General features: G+C 40.7%; 22 protein-coding genes and 2 pseudogenes. 19 read left to right on the forward strand and 5 right to left on the reverse strand.

Annotated features, from left to right (window positions below; genetic code table 11):
• The 8 genes from IQ274_RS35280 to IQ274_RS35315 form a co-directional block, all read left to right on the forward strand.
• On the forward strand, positions 1 to 1,297 hold a 1,297-nt coding region (locus IQ274_RS35280; RefSeq protein ID WP_194145113.1), incomplete at its 5' end, for an AAA family ATPase.
• A gap of 162 nt (positions 1,298 to 1,459) precedes the next feature.
• Positions 1,460 to 2,005, forward strand: a complete 546-nt coding sequence (locus IQ274_RS35285; RefSeq protein ID WP_194145114.1) for a WGR domain-containing protein — start codon at positions 1,460 to 1,462, stop codon at positions 2,003 to 2,005.
• A 71-nt stretch (positions 2,006 to 2,076) separates the two neighbouring features.
• The gene (locus tag IQ274_RS35290) at positions 2,077 to 2,346 is read left to right on the forward strand and encodes a hypothetical protein (protein ID WP_094331091.1); all 270 of its coding nucleotides are present in this window, start codon (positions 2,077 to 2,079) and stop codon (positions 2,344 to 2,346) included.
• 113 nt (positions 2,347 to 2,459) lie between these two features.
• Positions 2,460 to 2,657 (forward strand): hypothetical protein, encoded by a 198-nt coding sequence (locus IQ274_RS35295; RefSeq protein WP_194145115.1) that lies wholly within the window; start codon positions 2,460 to 2,462, stop codon positions 2,655 to 2,657.
• On the forward strand, positions 2,654 to 2,869 hold the full coding sequence (locus IQ274_RS35300) for a hypothetical protein (protein ID WP_194145116.1): 216 nt from the start codon (positions 2,654 to 2,656) through the stop codon (positions 2,867 to 2,869). The genes IQ274_RS35295 and IQ274_RS35300 overlap by 4 nt, the downstream gene beginning before the upstream one ends.
• 15 nt (positions 2,870 to 2,884) lie before the next feature.
• The gene (locus tag IQ274_RS35305; protein ID WP_228058616.1) at positions 2,885 to 3,229 is read left to right on the forward strand and encodes a hypothetical protein; all 345 of its coding nucleotides are present in this window, start codon (positions 2,885 to 2,887) and stop codon (positions 3,227 to 3,229) included.
• A gap of 14 nt (positions 3,230 to 3,243) precedes the next feature.
• Positions 3,244 to 3,456, forward strand: coding sequence for a hypothetical protein (locus IQ274_RS35310; RefSeq protein WP_104899649.1), 213 nt, complete (start codon positions 3,244 to 3,246; stop codon positions 3,454 to 3,456).
• A gap of 52 nt (positions 3,457 to 3,508) precedes the next feature.
• The gene (locus tag IQ274_RS35315) at positions 3,509 to 3,865 is read left to right on the forward strand and encodes a hypothetical protein (RefSeq protein WP_194145117.1); all 357 of its coding nucleotides are present in this window, start codon (positions 3,509 to 3,511) and stop codon (positions 3,863 to 3,865) included.
• 235 nt (positions 3,866 to 4,100) lie between these two features.
• Here the strand turns inward: IQ274_RS35315 and IQ274_RS35320 are convergent, their stop codons facing one another.
• Positions 4,101 to 4,316 carry a hypothetical protein gene (locus IQ274_RS35320; protein ID WP_012413179.1) on the reverse strand — a complete coding sequence of 72 codons (216 nt, stop codon included), beginning with the start codon at positions 4,314 to 4,316 and terminating at the stop codon, positions 4,101 to 4,103.
• A 148-nt stretch (positions 4,317 to 4,464) separates the two neighbouring features.
• Here IQ274_RS35320 and IQ274_RS35325 point away from each other — a divergent pair, with 148 nt between their 5' ends.
• The 10 genes from IQ274_RS35325 to IQ274_RS35370 all read left to right on the forward strand — a co-directional run bounded on the left by IQ274_RS35325 (position 4,465) and on the right by IQ274_RS35370 (position 10,113).
• The gene (locus IQ274_RS35325; protein ID WP_114083264.1) at positions 4,465 to 4,911 is read left to right on the forward strand and encodes a hypothetical protein; all 447 of its coding nucleotides are present in this window, start codon (positions 4,465 to 4,467) and stop codon (positions 4,909 to 4,911) included.
• A complete protein-coding gene (locus IQ274_RS35330) occupies positions 4,908 to 5,420 on the forward strand; it encodes a hypothetical protein (protein WP_163938105.1) in 513 nt (170 codons plus the stop codon). The genes IQ274_RS35325 and IQ274_RS35330 overlap by 4 nt, the downstream gene beginning before the upstream one ends.
• Before the next feature lie 65 nt (positions 5,421 to 5,485).
• Positions 5,486 to 5,806: a hypothetical protein gene (locus IQ274_RS35335; protein WP_194145118.1), complete on the forward strand. Its 321-nt coding sequence runs from the start codon at positions 5,486 to 5,488 to the stop codon at positions 5,804 to 5,806.
• Positions 5,796 to 6,236: a hypothetical protein gene (locus IQ274_RS35340; protein ID WP_194145119.1), complete on the forward strand. Its 441-nt coding sequence runs from the start codon at positions 5,796 to 5,798 to the stop codon at positions 6,234 to 6,236. The genes IQ274_RS35335 and IQ274_RS35340 overlap by 11 nt, the downstream gene beginning before the upstream one ends.
• A gap of 11 nt (positions 6,237 to 6,247) precedes the next feature.
• Positions 6,248 to 6,430, forward strand: a complete 183-nt coding sequence (locus IQ274_RS35345) for a hypothetical protein (RefSeq protein ID WP_194145120.1) — start codon at positions 6,248 to 6,250, stop codon at positions 6,428 to 6,430.
• 5 nt (positions 6,431 to 6,435) lie between these two features.
• Complete coding sequence (locus tag IQ274_RS35350; RefSeq protein WP_194145121.1) at positions 6,436 to 6,723, forward strand: hypothetical protein; 288 nt, start codon at positions 6,436 to 6,438, stop codon at positions 6,721 to 6,723.
• A 3-nt stretch (positions 6,724 to 6,726) separates the two neighbouring features.
• Positions 6,727 to 8,268, forward strand: a complete 1,542-nt coding sequence (locus IQ274_RS35355) for a hypothetical protein (protein WP_194145122.1) — start codon at positions 6,727 to 6,729, stop codon at positions 8,266 to 8,268.
• 310 nt (positions 8,269 to 8,578) lie between these two features.
• Positions 8,579 to 8,875 (forward strand): hypothetical protein, encoded by a 297-nt coding sequence (locus IQ274_RS35360; protein WP_194145123.1) that lies wholly within the window; start codon positions 8,579 to 8,581, stop codon positions 8,873 to 8,875.
• A gap of 5 nt (positions 8,876 to 8,880) precedes the next feature.
• A complete protein-coding gene (locus IQ274_RS35365) occupies positions 8,881 to 9,183 on the forward strand; it encodes a hypothetical protein (protein WP_194145124.1) in 303 nt (100 codons plus the stop codon).
• Positions 9,184 to 9,426: 243 nt separating this feature from the next.
• Positions 9,427 to 10,113, forward strand: a complete 687-nt coding sequence (locus IQ274_RS35370; RefSeq protein WP_194145128.1) for a hypothetical protein — start codon at positions 9,427 to 9,429, stop codon at positions 10,111 to 10,113.
• Positions 10,114 to 10,183: 70 nt separating this feature from the next.
• On the opposite strand, the gene IQ274_RS35375 is transcribed toward IQ274_RS35370, so the two are convergent.
• The 3 genes and pseudogenes from IQ274_RS35375 to tumE all read right to left on the reverse strand — a co-directional run.
• Positions 10,184 to 10,651, reverse strand: a complete 468-nt coding sequence (locus IQ274_RS35375; protein ID WP_194145125.1) for an AAC(3)-I family aminoglycoside N-acetyltransferase — start codon at positions 10,649 to 10,651, stop codon at positions 10,184 to 10,186.
• Between the two features lie 117 nt (positions 10,652 to 10,768).
• The gene (locus IQ274_RS35380) at positions 10,769 to 11,215 is read right to left on the reverse strand and encodes a hypothetical protein (protein WP_194145126.1); all 447 of its coding nucleotides are present in this window, start codon (positions 11,213 to 11,215) and stop codon (positions 10,769 to 10,771) included.
• 158 nt (positions 11,216 to 11,373) lie between these two features.
• Positions 11,374 to 11,553, reverse strand: a pseudogene (gene tumE / locus IQ274_RS37130) (toxin TumE); the annotation flags it as partial.
• A 94-nt stretch (positions 11,554 to 11,647) separates the two neighbouring features.
• Here tumE and IQ274_RS35385 point away from each other — a divergent pair.
• Complete coding sequence (locus IQ274_RS35385; protein WP_194145127.1) at positions 11,648 to 12,541, forward strand: transposase family protein; 894 nt, start codon at positions 11,648 to 11,650, stop codon at positions 12,539 to 12,541.
• A 162-nt stretch (positions 12,542 to 12,703) separates the two neighbouring features.
• On the opposite strand, the pseudogene IQ274_RS35390 reads toward IQ274_RS35385, so the two are convergent.
• Positions 12,704 to 12,830 (reverse strand): annotated as a pseudogene (locus IQ274_RS35390) (IS66 family transposase); the annotation flags it as partial.

Here is a 12,830-nt window from a genome sequence, read left to right on the forward strand (position 1 = left end):
TGGCACGAATTCCCCACAGATGAGTTGGGAAATCTTGACCAGAGTGAAAAACCTTTACCACCGACTCAAACCTACAGAAAAACGGATCGTGCTGCTGGGTCAAAACATCGAACTACACGATTCTTTGTTAAGGCTCATCCCCTACTGTGAAGTGCCACTACCGAACATTGGCCAAATTCAAGACCACTTCGAGTCATATCTGGTTTTTCTTGAAGAATCTGCTACTGAGCAGGATGTCACATTTCAAGTGTCCCTGAGTTATGAAGAAAAAGAAACCTTTGCACGGGCAGCGCTGGGACTGACGCTAGAGGAAGTCAGCGATTTCTTGCGGCTAACCGTCAAAGAGCGTTTGAGCAACGCTGGCATTTTGATTGATGCCACAGTTACGCCTCTAATAGTCGAGTACAAAACTCGGCTGCTGGCTCAGATGGGAATTGAGTTGGGCAAACCTGCTACAATCCCCTTTGGCGGACTTGATTTACTGCGCGAATGGCTGACTCGTCGGCGACGACTGTTCACTCAAGAAGCACGTAAGCTGCATCTGCCGCAACCCAAAGGCGTATTGTTGGCGGGGCCTCCCGGAACAGGTAAGTCGATTTGCGCCAAAAACATTGCAACCATACTCAATTTACCACTACTCCAACTTGATATTGCGTCCCTCCTTGGTTCTCTAGTTGGTGAATCTGAAGGTAATGTTCGCCGTGCCTTGAAAACAGCCGAAGTGATTGCACCCTGCGTTTTATGGATAGACGAAATAGAAAAAGCTTTGTCTGGTAGCGGCGACACAACGGGTGTTTCCCAGCGTATTTTGGGAAATCTGCTCACATTTATGAGTGAGTGTACGGCTGGCGTGTTTGTTGTAGCTACCTGCAACGACCCGTCAGCACTACCAAGTGAACTCAAGAGGAAGGGACGCTTTGATGAAAATTTTTTCGTCGATCTACCAACCGAACCGGAGCGCTGTCAAATCCTCAAGATTCATCTGGAGCGATTTGGCATTGTAGTGGAATCTGAATATCTGGAAGCGATCGCCGCAAACACCGCGAAGTTTTCAGGCGCAGAATTAGAAACTCTAGCAGCAGAAGCGGCACTGCTGGCATTTGATGAGGGACGACCGCAGCAGGTAACGCTAGGGGATCTGATGCAATGCTGCGAGAATATCACACCTTTGGCTATTCAGGATGCTGCATCTGTAGAGCGAATGCAATCTTGGGCTGGCTCGGCAAGGGCTGCCTCTAGTCCAATCACTCAACAGCCTGTGGGTTTGCGGACTCCACGATTCAGGAACATGAATTGATAATATTGGCGAAGCACTCTTGAACATAACAGGAGTGCTTCGCATTGCTCAAAGGAAAGAATTGCTAGGCTAATTACCCGATTGTTAACAATTGAATAACTCATTACGGGTGAATATCCATTTTTCAGATATTCATCTGTTCACTATTCAAAGATTAAAACTATGGAAATATATCTTGTTTTTGTTGACGCTGTTAACAACAGCAACAAGTTCTGGAGCGCAAAAGCTGAAGGCAGCAACTTAATAGTCCAATGGGGACGTGTTGGTTATCAGGCACAAACCAAAGTCCACACATTAGGAAGTTATCAAAGAGCGGTTGCTAAATTTTACAATCTGGTAGCCGAAAAAAAATCTAAGGGATACAGAGAAAGTCAGCCACAAATGGATGGCGAACGCAGTATTTCAGATATCAGACGAGCGATACAACTATTAAATGCTATACGTCAGGCTGTTGCAAACAGGAACTTTAGTGATAGCTACATACTTGCCCTTAACGAGTATCTGAAAATTGTCCCAACACCATTAGGAATGCAGATAGATCCTTACAGGGTGTACCGAACAGTTGTAGATGTTGACTATCAACAAGAACTGCTCAATTCTTTACTGGTGAATGAACCTGTAGCTGTTCAGTCCAAAGAATTGCCGAAATCTGAACCAGAAACTGTCAGTCTCAAGACTATCAGTAAGAACTTCTGGCGACATTTGTAATTTGAGAAGCGTCACTTTGTAAGAGATGCCAAATAGCTACACTTCATTTTGAAAAATTGTTTGGGTAAATTATGGAAATCAAGACTATTGCTGTAACTTACACGCGTAAGTTCAATTTAGGTGACTACGAATCTTTAGAGTTAACTTGCTCACTATGGGGACAAATTGACCCAAAAGAAGAAGATGCACAAGGGACGACACAATTTCTATTTCAACAAGCAAAAGATTCTGTTAAGGAAGCTGCAATCCCAGTAATTAAAGCTTCCACACATCAAATGAATAAAGCCAAAATGTACAAGCACTCTGCAACAAATCAATTTGATGATCTTGATAATTTCTAATAACTAAAATTCACGTTTTAAATTCAAAAATACTTTAGTCAAGCATTAATACTGCTTGGCTATTTTTTTCTGCCATCGCTTTGCTTCCTACAAACCACAACAGGAAAGACATCATGCCTAAAAAAACTAACCCAGTCCCAAAAGACCATTCCCAATTATGTCTTCAGTACCTCCGCCGTTGCGGTGGCAGCGCTCGATTATCTGCCATCAGCTTTAGTCTCTGTGTCATACAAACATTAGTTAATCGCAAGCTGGTAAAAGTGACAAATACAGGTGCAGGATTTTTTGTGGAGTTGGATGAAGCGAAATGAAAATACAAGTCGAGCAGCTAACTGCTAACGAATTTTTGTGGGCGAAAGAGTGGATAAAAGAGTGTTTGCCTTGGCGCGATTTATCCTGCCCCGAAGAAGTTGAAGAACTCACAGAACAAGAAATCATTTCCGGCATCAAAAGACACTATAGCGGAGGAATAAAGCAGTTCAAGTTATCTGTAGAGGATCATATTTTTCCTAGTAATTCATAAAAATAGGTGAAACCGATGGCTAATCACAAACAAATTGCTCGTTCAAGTATGCAAGAGCCAAAAGTCCGGTTAGTTAAAAATCATCGTCCAAGAAGACGATTCAACTCCAAAGTATTCATAAATCGCACCATAGAAACAACTGCAATTATCTCTCTACTAATTACTGGATTTTCTGGAGTTGGGGCAATGGCTTGTTGGGGGCTAGAAGTAATCGAGACAAATGCTAATCCCAACATAATCATCTCTGGTTGGGAGCAGCAAAAAAATATTTGCCTGGGTGCAATGCTGGTCAGTTTTTCCGCCTTCTTAGGGAGTTCTTTAGTCGGAGCAAGCCTCAGCATTCAACGAGATAAATTTTAGGTGAGTTAACGGCAATGAAAGAGTACAAAACCAAACATGGCGGCTACAAAATCGAGACTACCGAATTATCAGATGGTGCTGTAGATGTTCACGTTGGGAAGCAGGGCTTTTTTAAAACAACTTGGGCATCACCTTCAACTCAAACTTTTGACAATCATACACAAGCTGTTGGCCACGCAAAAAAGGCTATTGATAACGGCGAAATCGATTCAGTTTTACAAAGTTGAAACTAATGGAAATTCGTTCCTTTCAACCATCTAAATTTAGAGGAGCAAGAAAATGACATTAACTTTAGATAATCACTCTCAAAAGAAAGAATCGTCCTTAACTCAAGCATTACGGCAGATACAACAATTAAACTCCAAAATTGCTCTGTTAGAGCGGCAGCATCAAGATTATGTGCAGAAGCAACAAAATCTGATTGCAGCCATCGCTGAAATCTGTGTTTCTCCAATGCAGGAAGTACAAGGGCTGCGGATTCTCATATATCGGGGAGAAGCAGCTTGTCGGCAGTACTTGCGTTCGGTGCTAGTCAAACAGGGTCAGGCTTCAAAAATGACCACAGGACAAATAGAAAAACCCACTTTAGATAAAAGAGCCAAAAACCGGGGTTTTCTGCAAAATTCAAAAAAATGAATTTTCTTTCTCATAGAGGCGCGGAATCAGTCAGGGCAAGGGATTGAGCAGACCATGAGACAGTTATTTTCACGGCATTACTAGGGTTTTGAGCCTCATCAAAATCATCCGCGTGTCCCAAAGCCTTGATGCTACCGTGTTTGAGGTTGAGCAGAGTCTCATGGTCTGCTTGCTTTTCACGGAAGGCACAAAAAAAAGGGGTGCAATATCCCCCTTTTGGCTAAATCCCGTCAAGTTATTCGGCTGTATTTTGTGCTTCAGGAATCAAACCCAACTGGTAACGGGCAAGAGTTCCTTGAAGGTGAAGCGCAAATCCTTTTTCCCAAAAGACTCGATGCATTTCTGACTCATTCCAGCCCTCCATTGCTTGAACTCGCTTTGCGGCTTCATACAACGGTTCTGGAATAGAAACTCCAGTCTGAACCATTTTTGGTGTAGTCTTCTTAGGCATTTTCTCCTCGACAATAACGCTTACCTAACTTTACCCCTATAGTTCTATGTTTTTGCCGAGAACTTTTTCAGAATAATACCTCATCTATAGGGCTATAAATGGGGTATTTATGTTAATCTAGAATTGCAAAGATGTTACGGCTGTTTCTATGGCAGGAACAATTCTGAGGAACGAATATGAAAAAATTGTTGGTCAAGTTAGTGATTACACTTGGCCAAGAATTCTTCGTCGATTAGAAATATCTGATACCACTAGTGCCAAAGCTGGGGTAATTCTGCTGGTAAGAGCTTACGCTCAACTGAAGCTTTTAAATCCCAATCGCACCATTCGATTATCAGATGTTCAACGCTACGAATTTATTTGTTCAAACTTGCCACAATTGTCATGCAACGGCGCTCAACTCTTTGAAGCATTACAAAGACTAGAACCGCGACCATCCAAACCCACAATTTACAGATGGGGTCAAGAAATTGGAGTGCCATTTTCTGTGGACAAGATGTATACAGAAATTGAAATTCAGCAATGGGTCAAAAAAATTGCTTCTCAAACTAAATTCAAATTTCGTCAACCTAAATCAATAGGAGCCACTTCATGAACGATTTACAAGAACTTCTCATTGCTAATGGAATCGAAATGAGTTCTGAAGAACTACGCTTGTACTTACAAAAGAAAAGCGTAGATCCTGATGCGATTACTGAGGCAGAAATTATTGCCATATCTGACGAACTTGTGGCACTCAAAAAAGCTAGTAATTTAATTGTTTCTAGCAATGGTAAAACAGCTAAAACTACCAAACGTACTGCCAAAACCAATAAAGCTCAACAGAGCATGAGTGATTATAAAACTTCACTTGCCAATCAGGCCAAGCAGTCGTTAGCAGAGATACAATCTTTTAATTCTGCAATTACCCAAGGAACACGCGAGTTTGCTCACAAGGAGGCAGTTGAAACAATCGAGACTTTAGCTAATGTGTCTAACGAGTATTTAGCAGAAGTCGCACAGTTCGCCAAAGAATTCCAGGGAGAACCAGAAGCCTTTTTTCGGTTCGGTCAGGAGATTACATCGCTCTATCTCTCTGCTAGCAATGCAGATGCGACCGAATAAATTCATCTTGGTAGCAGCAGTACTAAATCTGCTGCTATTAACCCTCATTTTGGGCGTGGCAATATATGGAGCAACAAGACCAAACCCATCGCAAAGCATTAAATATTCACCTGAAGAAGGACGGGGAATTGAATCTGTCAGGGCTGACACTAGAAAATCTGACAACAGAAGAATTCCTGGTAGTCCAGCAAATTATTGATGAGTCGAGAGTGCGATCGCAGTCCAATAGACAGATTGAGGAGTTAATGCAACGGGGAATGATGGCTCAAACTGCGATCGCAGCAATAACAGTATTGATGTTTTCGTTCATGGGGATATATGGCATAACCCGATATATCGGCTCACAAGTTCAACAAGTTCAGGAGAGTTATAGCAATGTTAGGTAAATGGCTTCCTGGTTTATTTGGCGGTAAAAGTGATGGAGTAGTATCAACGGATTTAAGAGTTGGGGATGCGACCCAAATTGAGGGTAATTTACCTTCATCAATCCGCGATCGCTATACATTGCCAGCTTACACTACAGCACAGCAGGTTCTGGATGAAGCAGAAGTGGCTGGCAATTTGAAAGCACAGAAATGGCTACATACAAAGTTCTCCCGGCACAAGCTCAAGCAGTTGCAATCTCTGGCAGAGATGTATAAAAACCAATTGGCATATTCCCAAGAAGCCATGAAGGTTGAGGAAGATTTGCAGCGAACCAGGGGATTACATGGGGAGGCAGTGATTCGTCATGCTTTTGGTTCTCAGGAACAACAACGCCAGTTGGGGGGATACGAGCAGGCATTCAATGAAGTGGGTGATAGTTTCAGGTTCTAAAGGAGAAGAATATGAAAACTCAACAAGAACAAAATATCAAAGACCTTAAACAAGAAGAATCCATCACTTTAGAGGAAATGCCAGAGAATATTTTGGAAATCCAGGAGCAGATGAACACAGAAGGAAAAACTCTAAACTGGACAACCTCATTTGATAACAACGAACCCAAATCAGTTACGTTTTTCCTTTATTAATGATTATGCAGTTGAAACTATCTTTCGTTGGATATGCCGTCTCTGGAGTCGGGCTGTCAATGTTAATGGGATTTCTATCAGTTGCTAGCCCAGTCAGTCAGTTTGTGCTGTGGATCATCAGCATGATTTGTATTTGTGGTTTGGCGGTGGGGTTGTTTAACTTCGCTGGCTTAGTCGTCAAAGGTTTTGGTTTCAACCGCAAGACTTTCACCATTGGGTTAATGCCTGGAGTGATATTCCTGTTTGTTTTCCTGACTTTAGTTGCAGCTGGTGTTGCTTTAGGGGTGAGATAAATTATGGGATTTGAATTACAACGTCTAACTGCTAGTGGGGTGATTCATGCAGAGCGAACTATATTGTGTAGTCTAGGAGCGAGTGCAGTATTATGCCTGTCTGCTCCTTTTTTCTTAAACACTGACCGAATAACAACCGGGATGCTACTTGGTGCTGGAACGCTGAGTGGTGGCTTATTTGGAGTATCTGCCCAAATCAGCGAAGGCAAACAGAAAGTATACCGCTCTTTAGAAGAAGCTGACCTGAAATCACTCAAACAGCATTTACAAGGTGAAGCTGTTTATGATTATGTCACAACTGCGATCGCAGCCAAACGCAGAGTTGCTGACTATGTGAATCGGCTACCAATGCAAGAGCGCCCCCGGTGGATTGCTGAATATCAATTGCAAGGTTTGGTAACTCTTCCAGAACCACCAGCACAACAATCACCTTCACCGACTGGTATTCCTAATCCCGATATTGCTGACATCGATGAAGAGTCAGTGCAGTCCGTAATTAATCCGGGTGCGATGAAAGTTCTCCAAGCGATCGCAGCTAATTATCCTGAGTACATCAGAATTGATGGTGCTTGGATTGATGAACTATGTGATGCTGCATCTAATCAAAATATGACTCTTCGCAGTAATCACCATTTTTACCTTTCTGGTGGTACACAGTCTGGCAAGTCCACGCTGGCTGGGGTGATTATCAACAAAATTGGTGCAAAATCTCAAACACCAGCAATTGTGATTGGCAGCGATCCAAAAGATGATGTCACCAGATGGTTGTGCAAGTTCAGCCGTAAGTTTGACGGCATGAAAGAATTAAGAAATTGGCTCATCTTTGCCACAGACCAAATTGACAAACAGAAAGCAAGAGTTGCAAAAGTTGGTGGTGAATGTCACGGTGTTCCCGAATTATTTCTTGCTCAAGATGAAGTTGACAGTGTTTATGGTGGTGGCAAGGGACTTCCGGGAATGGTTGATGCTGATACCGCCAAAGACTTGCAAGGCTTCTGGAACTATGTCATCAAATTCACTGCTGGGTTAAAGGGTCATGGTTTATTTATGGGCCAGTCCCCACTCTCTGGAGAAACCGGATTTAGCCGCCCGTCCTTGAAAAATGTTTGCTTTATTGCGATGGGGCAAACATCGAGTTATATTCTTGACCATCCCCAGGATTTTCTGAATGTCAAAAAAGAAATTCTTGAAATCTTGCGACAGGCTTGCGAAATGTTGGATAAAGCCGGAGTTCGATATGCCCTAGTAATTCCAACTCGTGGTAATCCTTTTATAGCTCTAATACCTGAATTTGATATCAAAGGTATGGAGCAGAAGCAAGATTCCAAACCGAATGGTGACACTGTTAATAGTTCTAAAAATAATCAGCAATCCTCACAGCAGCAGATTGACTGGTATGAAGAAATTAGAAAATGGGCAACAGAATTAGGGAGAAGACCGCATTTTCAGGAAATCAAACAAAAGTGGCACGAATTAACGGGGCAAGAATTAAACGAAAAGGGAGTAAAATTACTATTAGAAAATCTCGGCTACCCAGACAATTAAACTGGAATGCTCGGTATGGTAATCCCAAAGAGTACAGAAAACAAGTAGCGATTGCTCACCGAAAAACTCACAATTATTGTGTAGTCTGTCTGACTAAGAAAAGTGAAGAGATTCATCACGCTTACTATGGGAATGACGTTATTGGAGTATCAACATTTCCTACGTGCTACCGTTGCCATAATGAAATTTGTCATGATCCAATTAACTGGATAAAAAGCCGTACTAACCCAGTTTGGGGCAATCGTAATACTGACGAATTTATTACAAGATTGAGGCTGGGATATCAATTACTTTATGGAGGTGTTATTTGGTGATTAAGCTATTAATAAAGTATGCGCCTGACTCCGTTGTGGATGCTGTGAATGATATTTCTTTAGCAGAATTGGACAAGCGAGGCTTAATAGTCTGGACAGACGCACCGCCACTAGAGCCAGAAGCTGAAAACTCAGCATTTAATTTGGCTTCTCGTTTCACGGAAGTAACGCCTGATAATCTGCTAGAAGTTTTCATGACTATTGCTCAAATATACACTCTCCTTCGGCGATTGTTTAGCCTTGAGATACTTGATGGAATTATCGGCAGAATACTTTGGATTGATCGGAGTTGAATAAAATGTATAACGAATACGACAATTTGAGTTTTGAAGAACAGTTACACCTGACTGAATCCCTTATCAGGCAGCAACACAATCAGCAGATGTTCTTGCGCCGAAATGCCCAATTGTTGCAGCAAGAGTTAAACTTTGAGGCTGAATTATTAGAAGACAATCCAGAGTTAGCCCAAACTATTCACGCTCTCAATATGCAGGAGATTCAGAGTAATCAGCAAGGGTTACAGAATGTTCTAGGTTCAGAAGAATTAGCTTCAAAAGAGCAAAGTGTTTGGAGTAAGTTTTTTCCTGGTTTAGGAGGATGAATGAAAATTTTTAATATCAGAGATCGCCTCAGTTCATTAGTTAAACAAACAACTCAAGTCGGTATTGGGTTTTTAGTAATGCTATTGCTAACTCGTGGCCACCCATCTGCATTCGTAGTTAATTCAAGCACAAGTTTTAAGTATTGTATTTGTTGCCTATAGTGAGGTACGAAGGCAAGCATTGGGCAAGAATTAATCTTCAAAACATATCAACGTTCACTCTGTTAGCTATGTTTTCCAAATATGGATACTGAACGGGATTTCTTATTTTTCAACGAAAGAATCGCTACTAAATATAATCCCTTTTATGAAGGGGAGTATCTGGTAATCCAGTCTTATCCCCGTGAGCATAAGCTAATGGTTGAGCATCGCACTTTTGATTACAAAAATGCCAAAAGTCATTGCGAACTAGAAAATCTAGCTCATGACTATACATCATTTTCTCTTAGGATTTTTCACGATGATAAACTGTGGGAGGTAAACTATAAAGGGGAGCCACAAAGTATTTCTAAGCAACAGAATTGGAGAATTGCCCAAGAATATCTAGAAGCTCACTACGATCCGCATACTGATGCTGAAATGGTCGTATGCCAATGCAGTTACCCCTATTTTTCGTCACTCACTACTCATATTAGCAACAGTGGTGAGTCTAGGACTTCGTGGCAATCGCTCACTTGTCTAGTTAGAGACTTGGGGCGAGATATTCAAACCTGCCCCAACTGTAATGCATCCTTAGTTCGAGCAGATGAATCGGAAGATGATAATTTTGATTTTGATTTTGATTTTGATTTTGATGACCAAGTTAGCCGACCAATAGTTTGCATCGGTTGCGCTAACTATCATGGAGTTGAGTATGGGGACAACGTGCTAGTCTGCGGAATACACCCGAATGGATGGGATAGCGAGAATTGCCCAGATTATCATCCGTGATATTTAAAATGGTAAAAAATTGACCCGCTCTCTAGTATGCTCTTCTCAAAAAAACACTACCCAGATCAGGTTAGGCATTGTTATTGCCGCTATTAACTGCTATATCAAAATGCAATACGTCTTCGCGCTTGCCCAGCTTTGTATAAAGTTTAATAGCTGGATCGTCACCGATATCCGCCTGGACGAAAATGACATAAGCTCCATAAGCTGCTGCTACTTCCTTCAGCTTCTGAATTAATGCTGTTGCGATCCCCTGCCGTCGATGTGCGGCGGCAACAGCTAGATCGTAGATGTAAATCTCACTGCGCTCCTGCTCGAACTTTTTAAGCTCGTATGCAGTAAGACCACCAACGACCTCACCTTCTTTCAATGCTGCGATCGCAATGAAGTAGTCACTATCGAGCAGTTGCCGCAGGTAGTCTGCGCTAGGGGGATTTCCATAGGTCTCCACCTCATCGAACGCCTCACCAAAGGTTGCTAATAGAGCTTCCATTAATGCAACGTCCTTCGGCACAATCTGTTGAATGCTTAAGTTCATTGGTATTTCCTAAGCTATATCCCTGCTGAACGGCTAAATCCTGCTCGTTCATACAATATCAGAAGAACTGCCATTAGTATGACTAATTTAGTAGTCACTGATTTCAGTTTTCATAATTTATGTAACTAAATATTCTGTTACTTGTTTCCTAATGGGACTGGCATTGTGAAGGGCTGACATAATTGCCTCTTGGCTATCGAAAAAACTTTGTATCTTTTGAAGCCAAGATTCTTGAGAATATCCTAGTGGCGGATTTTGTCTTACCGTCACAAATAGAGCTACTATTTTCAATGTTTCCTCTGTTATTTCTCCTCTCAATTGCATTGGGACAGAATCAAAAAAACTGCCCTCTTGTAATTCTAGTTCTTCCAAGGGAATCTCTTTATAGAGTGTTTCAGCCATCTCTAGAATCTCAGATATATTGCTATTGAGAGTGTGCATAAACCCAAGTGATGATAACGATATAGCAAACATCATTTCTATCTGTTCTTTCTGTTTACTTAGGTCAACCCTTTGTTTTCCATAGTTTGGATCTCTAGCTTTCCTTCTTTTAGCTTCACCCATTTTCAAAAACTAGTCGGCAATAAATGTTTTTAATTCTATTGTACAGCCCAATCTCGCTGTATTAAACCTGTTATTTACTAGTGTAAAAAAATTTTTTAATTTTGCTTAGTTTAGAGATAAGATACCCTCTTTGGCTCTTAGTACAGGAACTTATCCATCTAGTTCAATAATTCGGTTGCTTCTTTTAATACTTGAATAATTTCCGGTTTCTGAGAACTAATCACATTATTTGGTAAATGCTTGTGATGCGGAAATGTAGAGATATCAGGAAAATGCGGCGTACTATCATAACGAAAAACTAGGCAATTTCGTTCATCTTGAAAATGGTAGCGATAATCAAGAAATTTTAACTAGATTTGTCCGAAATATTAACTTAGAAAAAGAAAATGGTAAAATGTTAAATTGAGCATTTACCATTTTTATGAATTAAGTATGGTTTTTGATTACATCGAGAAATATCCACATAGAACAAAACAAATTTTAGGGATTAGTTACGAACAATTACAATCACTATTAAATTGCGCCATAAAACGCCATCAGGAAATTAAAACTAAACAAGAGAGCCAAAAAATAAGAATTAATGCGGCTGGTGGTGGTCGCAAAGAAAAATTACTAATCCAAGAACAAGTATGTTTATGTCTATTTTATTTAAGACAGATGCCAACATTTCAAGTATTAGGAATGTTGTTTGGTGTTTCTAAAACTGAAGCTAACGATACATTCCATGAATGGATACCTATTCTTCGAGACATTTTACCCTCCAGCTTGTTAGAACAAGTCTCAAATAACGAGAGTGATTTACTGTTTGTACAAGAATTACTAACTACTTTTAGGTTGTTAGTCGATAGCCTGGAACAGCCAATATATAGGAACTCAGACCAAAAAGAACAACAAAAATATTTTTCTGGTAAAAAAAGACAACATACATTAAAAAGTCTGGTAATTGGCATACCAGAAGGTAAAGATATTGTGGAGGTAGAAATAGGTGTTCCTGGGCCAACAGCAGATATAAAACTGTTTCGTAAATCTCAAAATAAATTTGATAAATCTCAACCCTTTTCAGGTGATAAAGGTTTCCAAGGAGGTGAAAATATCAATACTCCTCATAAAAGGAAACCAAAACGAGAATTAACTCAACAGCAAAAAGATGAAAACAAAGCTTTGTCCAGTAATCGGATATTTATTGAGCATTTAATCCGCCTGCTCAAAATATTTCGGATTTACTCACAGAGATTTCGGCTAAATCTTGAGACTTACGAGCAGATTATCTTAACAGTCTGTGGGTTAGTTCGGCTGAGAATTGGTAGTTTAATTTTGCCAACTTAGCTAATAAGAATAGTCAGAAAAATCTCAAATAAAGGAGTCTGTTTTTATGCCTCTAAACTGACAGTAACTATCTCAAAGCCTTATTATTGCGTTTTTACGCAAATATCAAAGTTTTGCCTCAAAGCTTTGAACAGTCTGGCTTTGGAGTTTTCGGACAAGTCTAATAGCTTGGTTGTGAAGACCTGGAAGAATAATTAGTTTTTTGAAGTGTCGGCGTAGATGAGCCAAACATTTCTGCTGGGCAAAAGCTGGATAGCCGTTGTAAACGCTAAAATCATCGCTGCTGAGT

Source organism: Nostoc sp. LEGE 12447, assembly GCF_015206985.1.
Lineage (GTDB): Bacteria > Cyanobacteriota > Cyanobacteriia > Cyanobacteriales > Nostocaceae > Nostoc.

What these genes read in the sequence shown, in the direction of transcription:
- IQ274_RS35285 (WP_194145114.1), top strand. Translation starts at nt 1,460, where the DNA reads ATGGAAATATATCTTGTTTTTGTTGACGCTGTTAACAACAGCAACAAG.
- IQ274_RS35290 (WP_094331091.1), top strand. Translation starts at nt 2,077, where the DNA reads ATGGAAATCAAGACTATTGCTGTAACTTACACGCGTAAGTTCAATTTA.
- IQ274_RS35295 (WP_194145115.1), top strand. Translation starts at nt 2,460, where the DNA reads ATGCCTAAAAAAACTAACCCAGTCCCAAAAGACCATTCCCAATTATGT.
- IQ274_RS35300 (WP_194145116.1), top strand. Translation starts at nt 2,654, where the DNA reads ATGAAAATACAAGTCGAGCAGCTAACTGCTAACGAATTTTTGTGGGCG.
- IQ274_RS35305 (WP_228058616.1), top strand. Translation starts at nt 2,885, where the DNA reads ATGGCTAATCACAAACAAATTGCTCGTTCAAGTATGCAAGAGCCAAAA.
- IQ274_RS35310 (WP_104899649.1), top strand. Translation starts at nt 3,244, where the DNA reads ATGAAAGAGTACAAAACCAAACATGGCGGCTACAAAATCGAGACTACC.
- IQ274_RS35315 (WP_194145117.1), top strand. Translation starts at nt 3,509, where the DNA reads ATGACATTAACTTTAGATAATCACTCTCAAAAGAAAGAATCGTCCTTA.
- IQ274_RS35320 (WP_012413179.1), bottom strand. Translation starts at nt 4,316, where the DNA reads ATGCCTAAGAAGACTACACCAAAAATGGTTCAGACTGGAGTTTCTATT.
- IQ274_RS35325 (WP_114083264.1), top strand. Translation starts at nt 4,465, where the DNA reads ATGGCAGGAACAATTCTGAGGAACGAATATGAAAAAATTGTTGGTCAA.
- IQ274_RS35330 (WP_163938105.1), top strand. Translation starts at nt 4,908, where the DNA reads ATGAACGATTTACAAGAACTTCTCATTGCTAATGGAATCGAAATGAGT.
- IQ274_RS35335 (WP_194145118.1), top strand. Translation starts at nt 5,486, where the DNA reads ATGGAGCAACAAGACCAAACCCATCGCAAAGCATTAAATATTCACCTG.
- IQ274_RS35340 (WP_194145119.1), top strand. Translation starts at nt 5,796, where the DNA reads ATGTTAGGTAAATGGCTTCCTGGTTTATTTGGCGGTAAAAGTGATGGA.
- IQ274_RS35345 (WP_194145120.1), top strand. Translation starts at nt 6,248, where the DNA reads ATGAAAACTCAACAAGAACAAAATATCAAAGACCTTAAACAAGAAGAA.
- IQ274_RS35350 (WP_194145121.1), top strand. Translation starts at nt 6,436, where the DNA reads ATGCAGTTGAAACTATCTTTCGTTGGATATGCCGTCTCTGGAGTCGGG.
- IQ274_RS35355 (WP_194145122.1), top strand. Translation starts at nt 6,727, where the DNA reads ATGGGATTTGAATTACAACGTCTAACTGCTAGTGGGGTGATTCATGCA.
- IQ274_RS35365 (WP_194145124.1), top strand. Translation starts at nt 8,881, where the DNA reads ATGTATAACGAATACGACAATTTGAGTTTTGAAGAACAGTTACACCTG.
- IQ274_RS35370 (WP_194145128.1), top strand. Translation starts at nt 9,427, where the DNA reads ATGGATACTGAACGGGATTTCTTATTTTTCAACGAAAGAATCGCTACT.
- IQ274_RS35375 (WP_194145125.1), bottom strand. Translation starts at nt 10,651, where the DNA reads ATGAACTTAAGCATTCAACAGATTGTGCCGAAGGACGTTGCATTAATG.
- IQ274_RS35380 (WP_194145126.1), bottom strand. Translation starts at nt 11,215, where the DNA reads ATGGGTGAAGCTAAAAGAAGGAAAGCTAGAGATCCAAACTATGGAAAA.
- IQ274_RS35385 (WP_194145127.1), top strand. Translation starts at nt 11,648, where the DNA reads ATGGTTTTTGATTACATCGAGAAATATCCACATAGAACAAAACAAATT.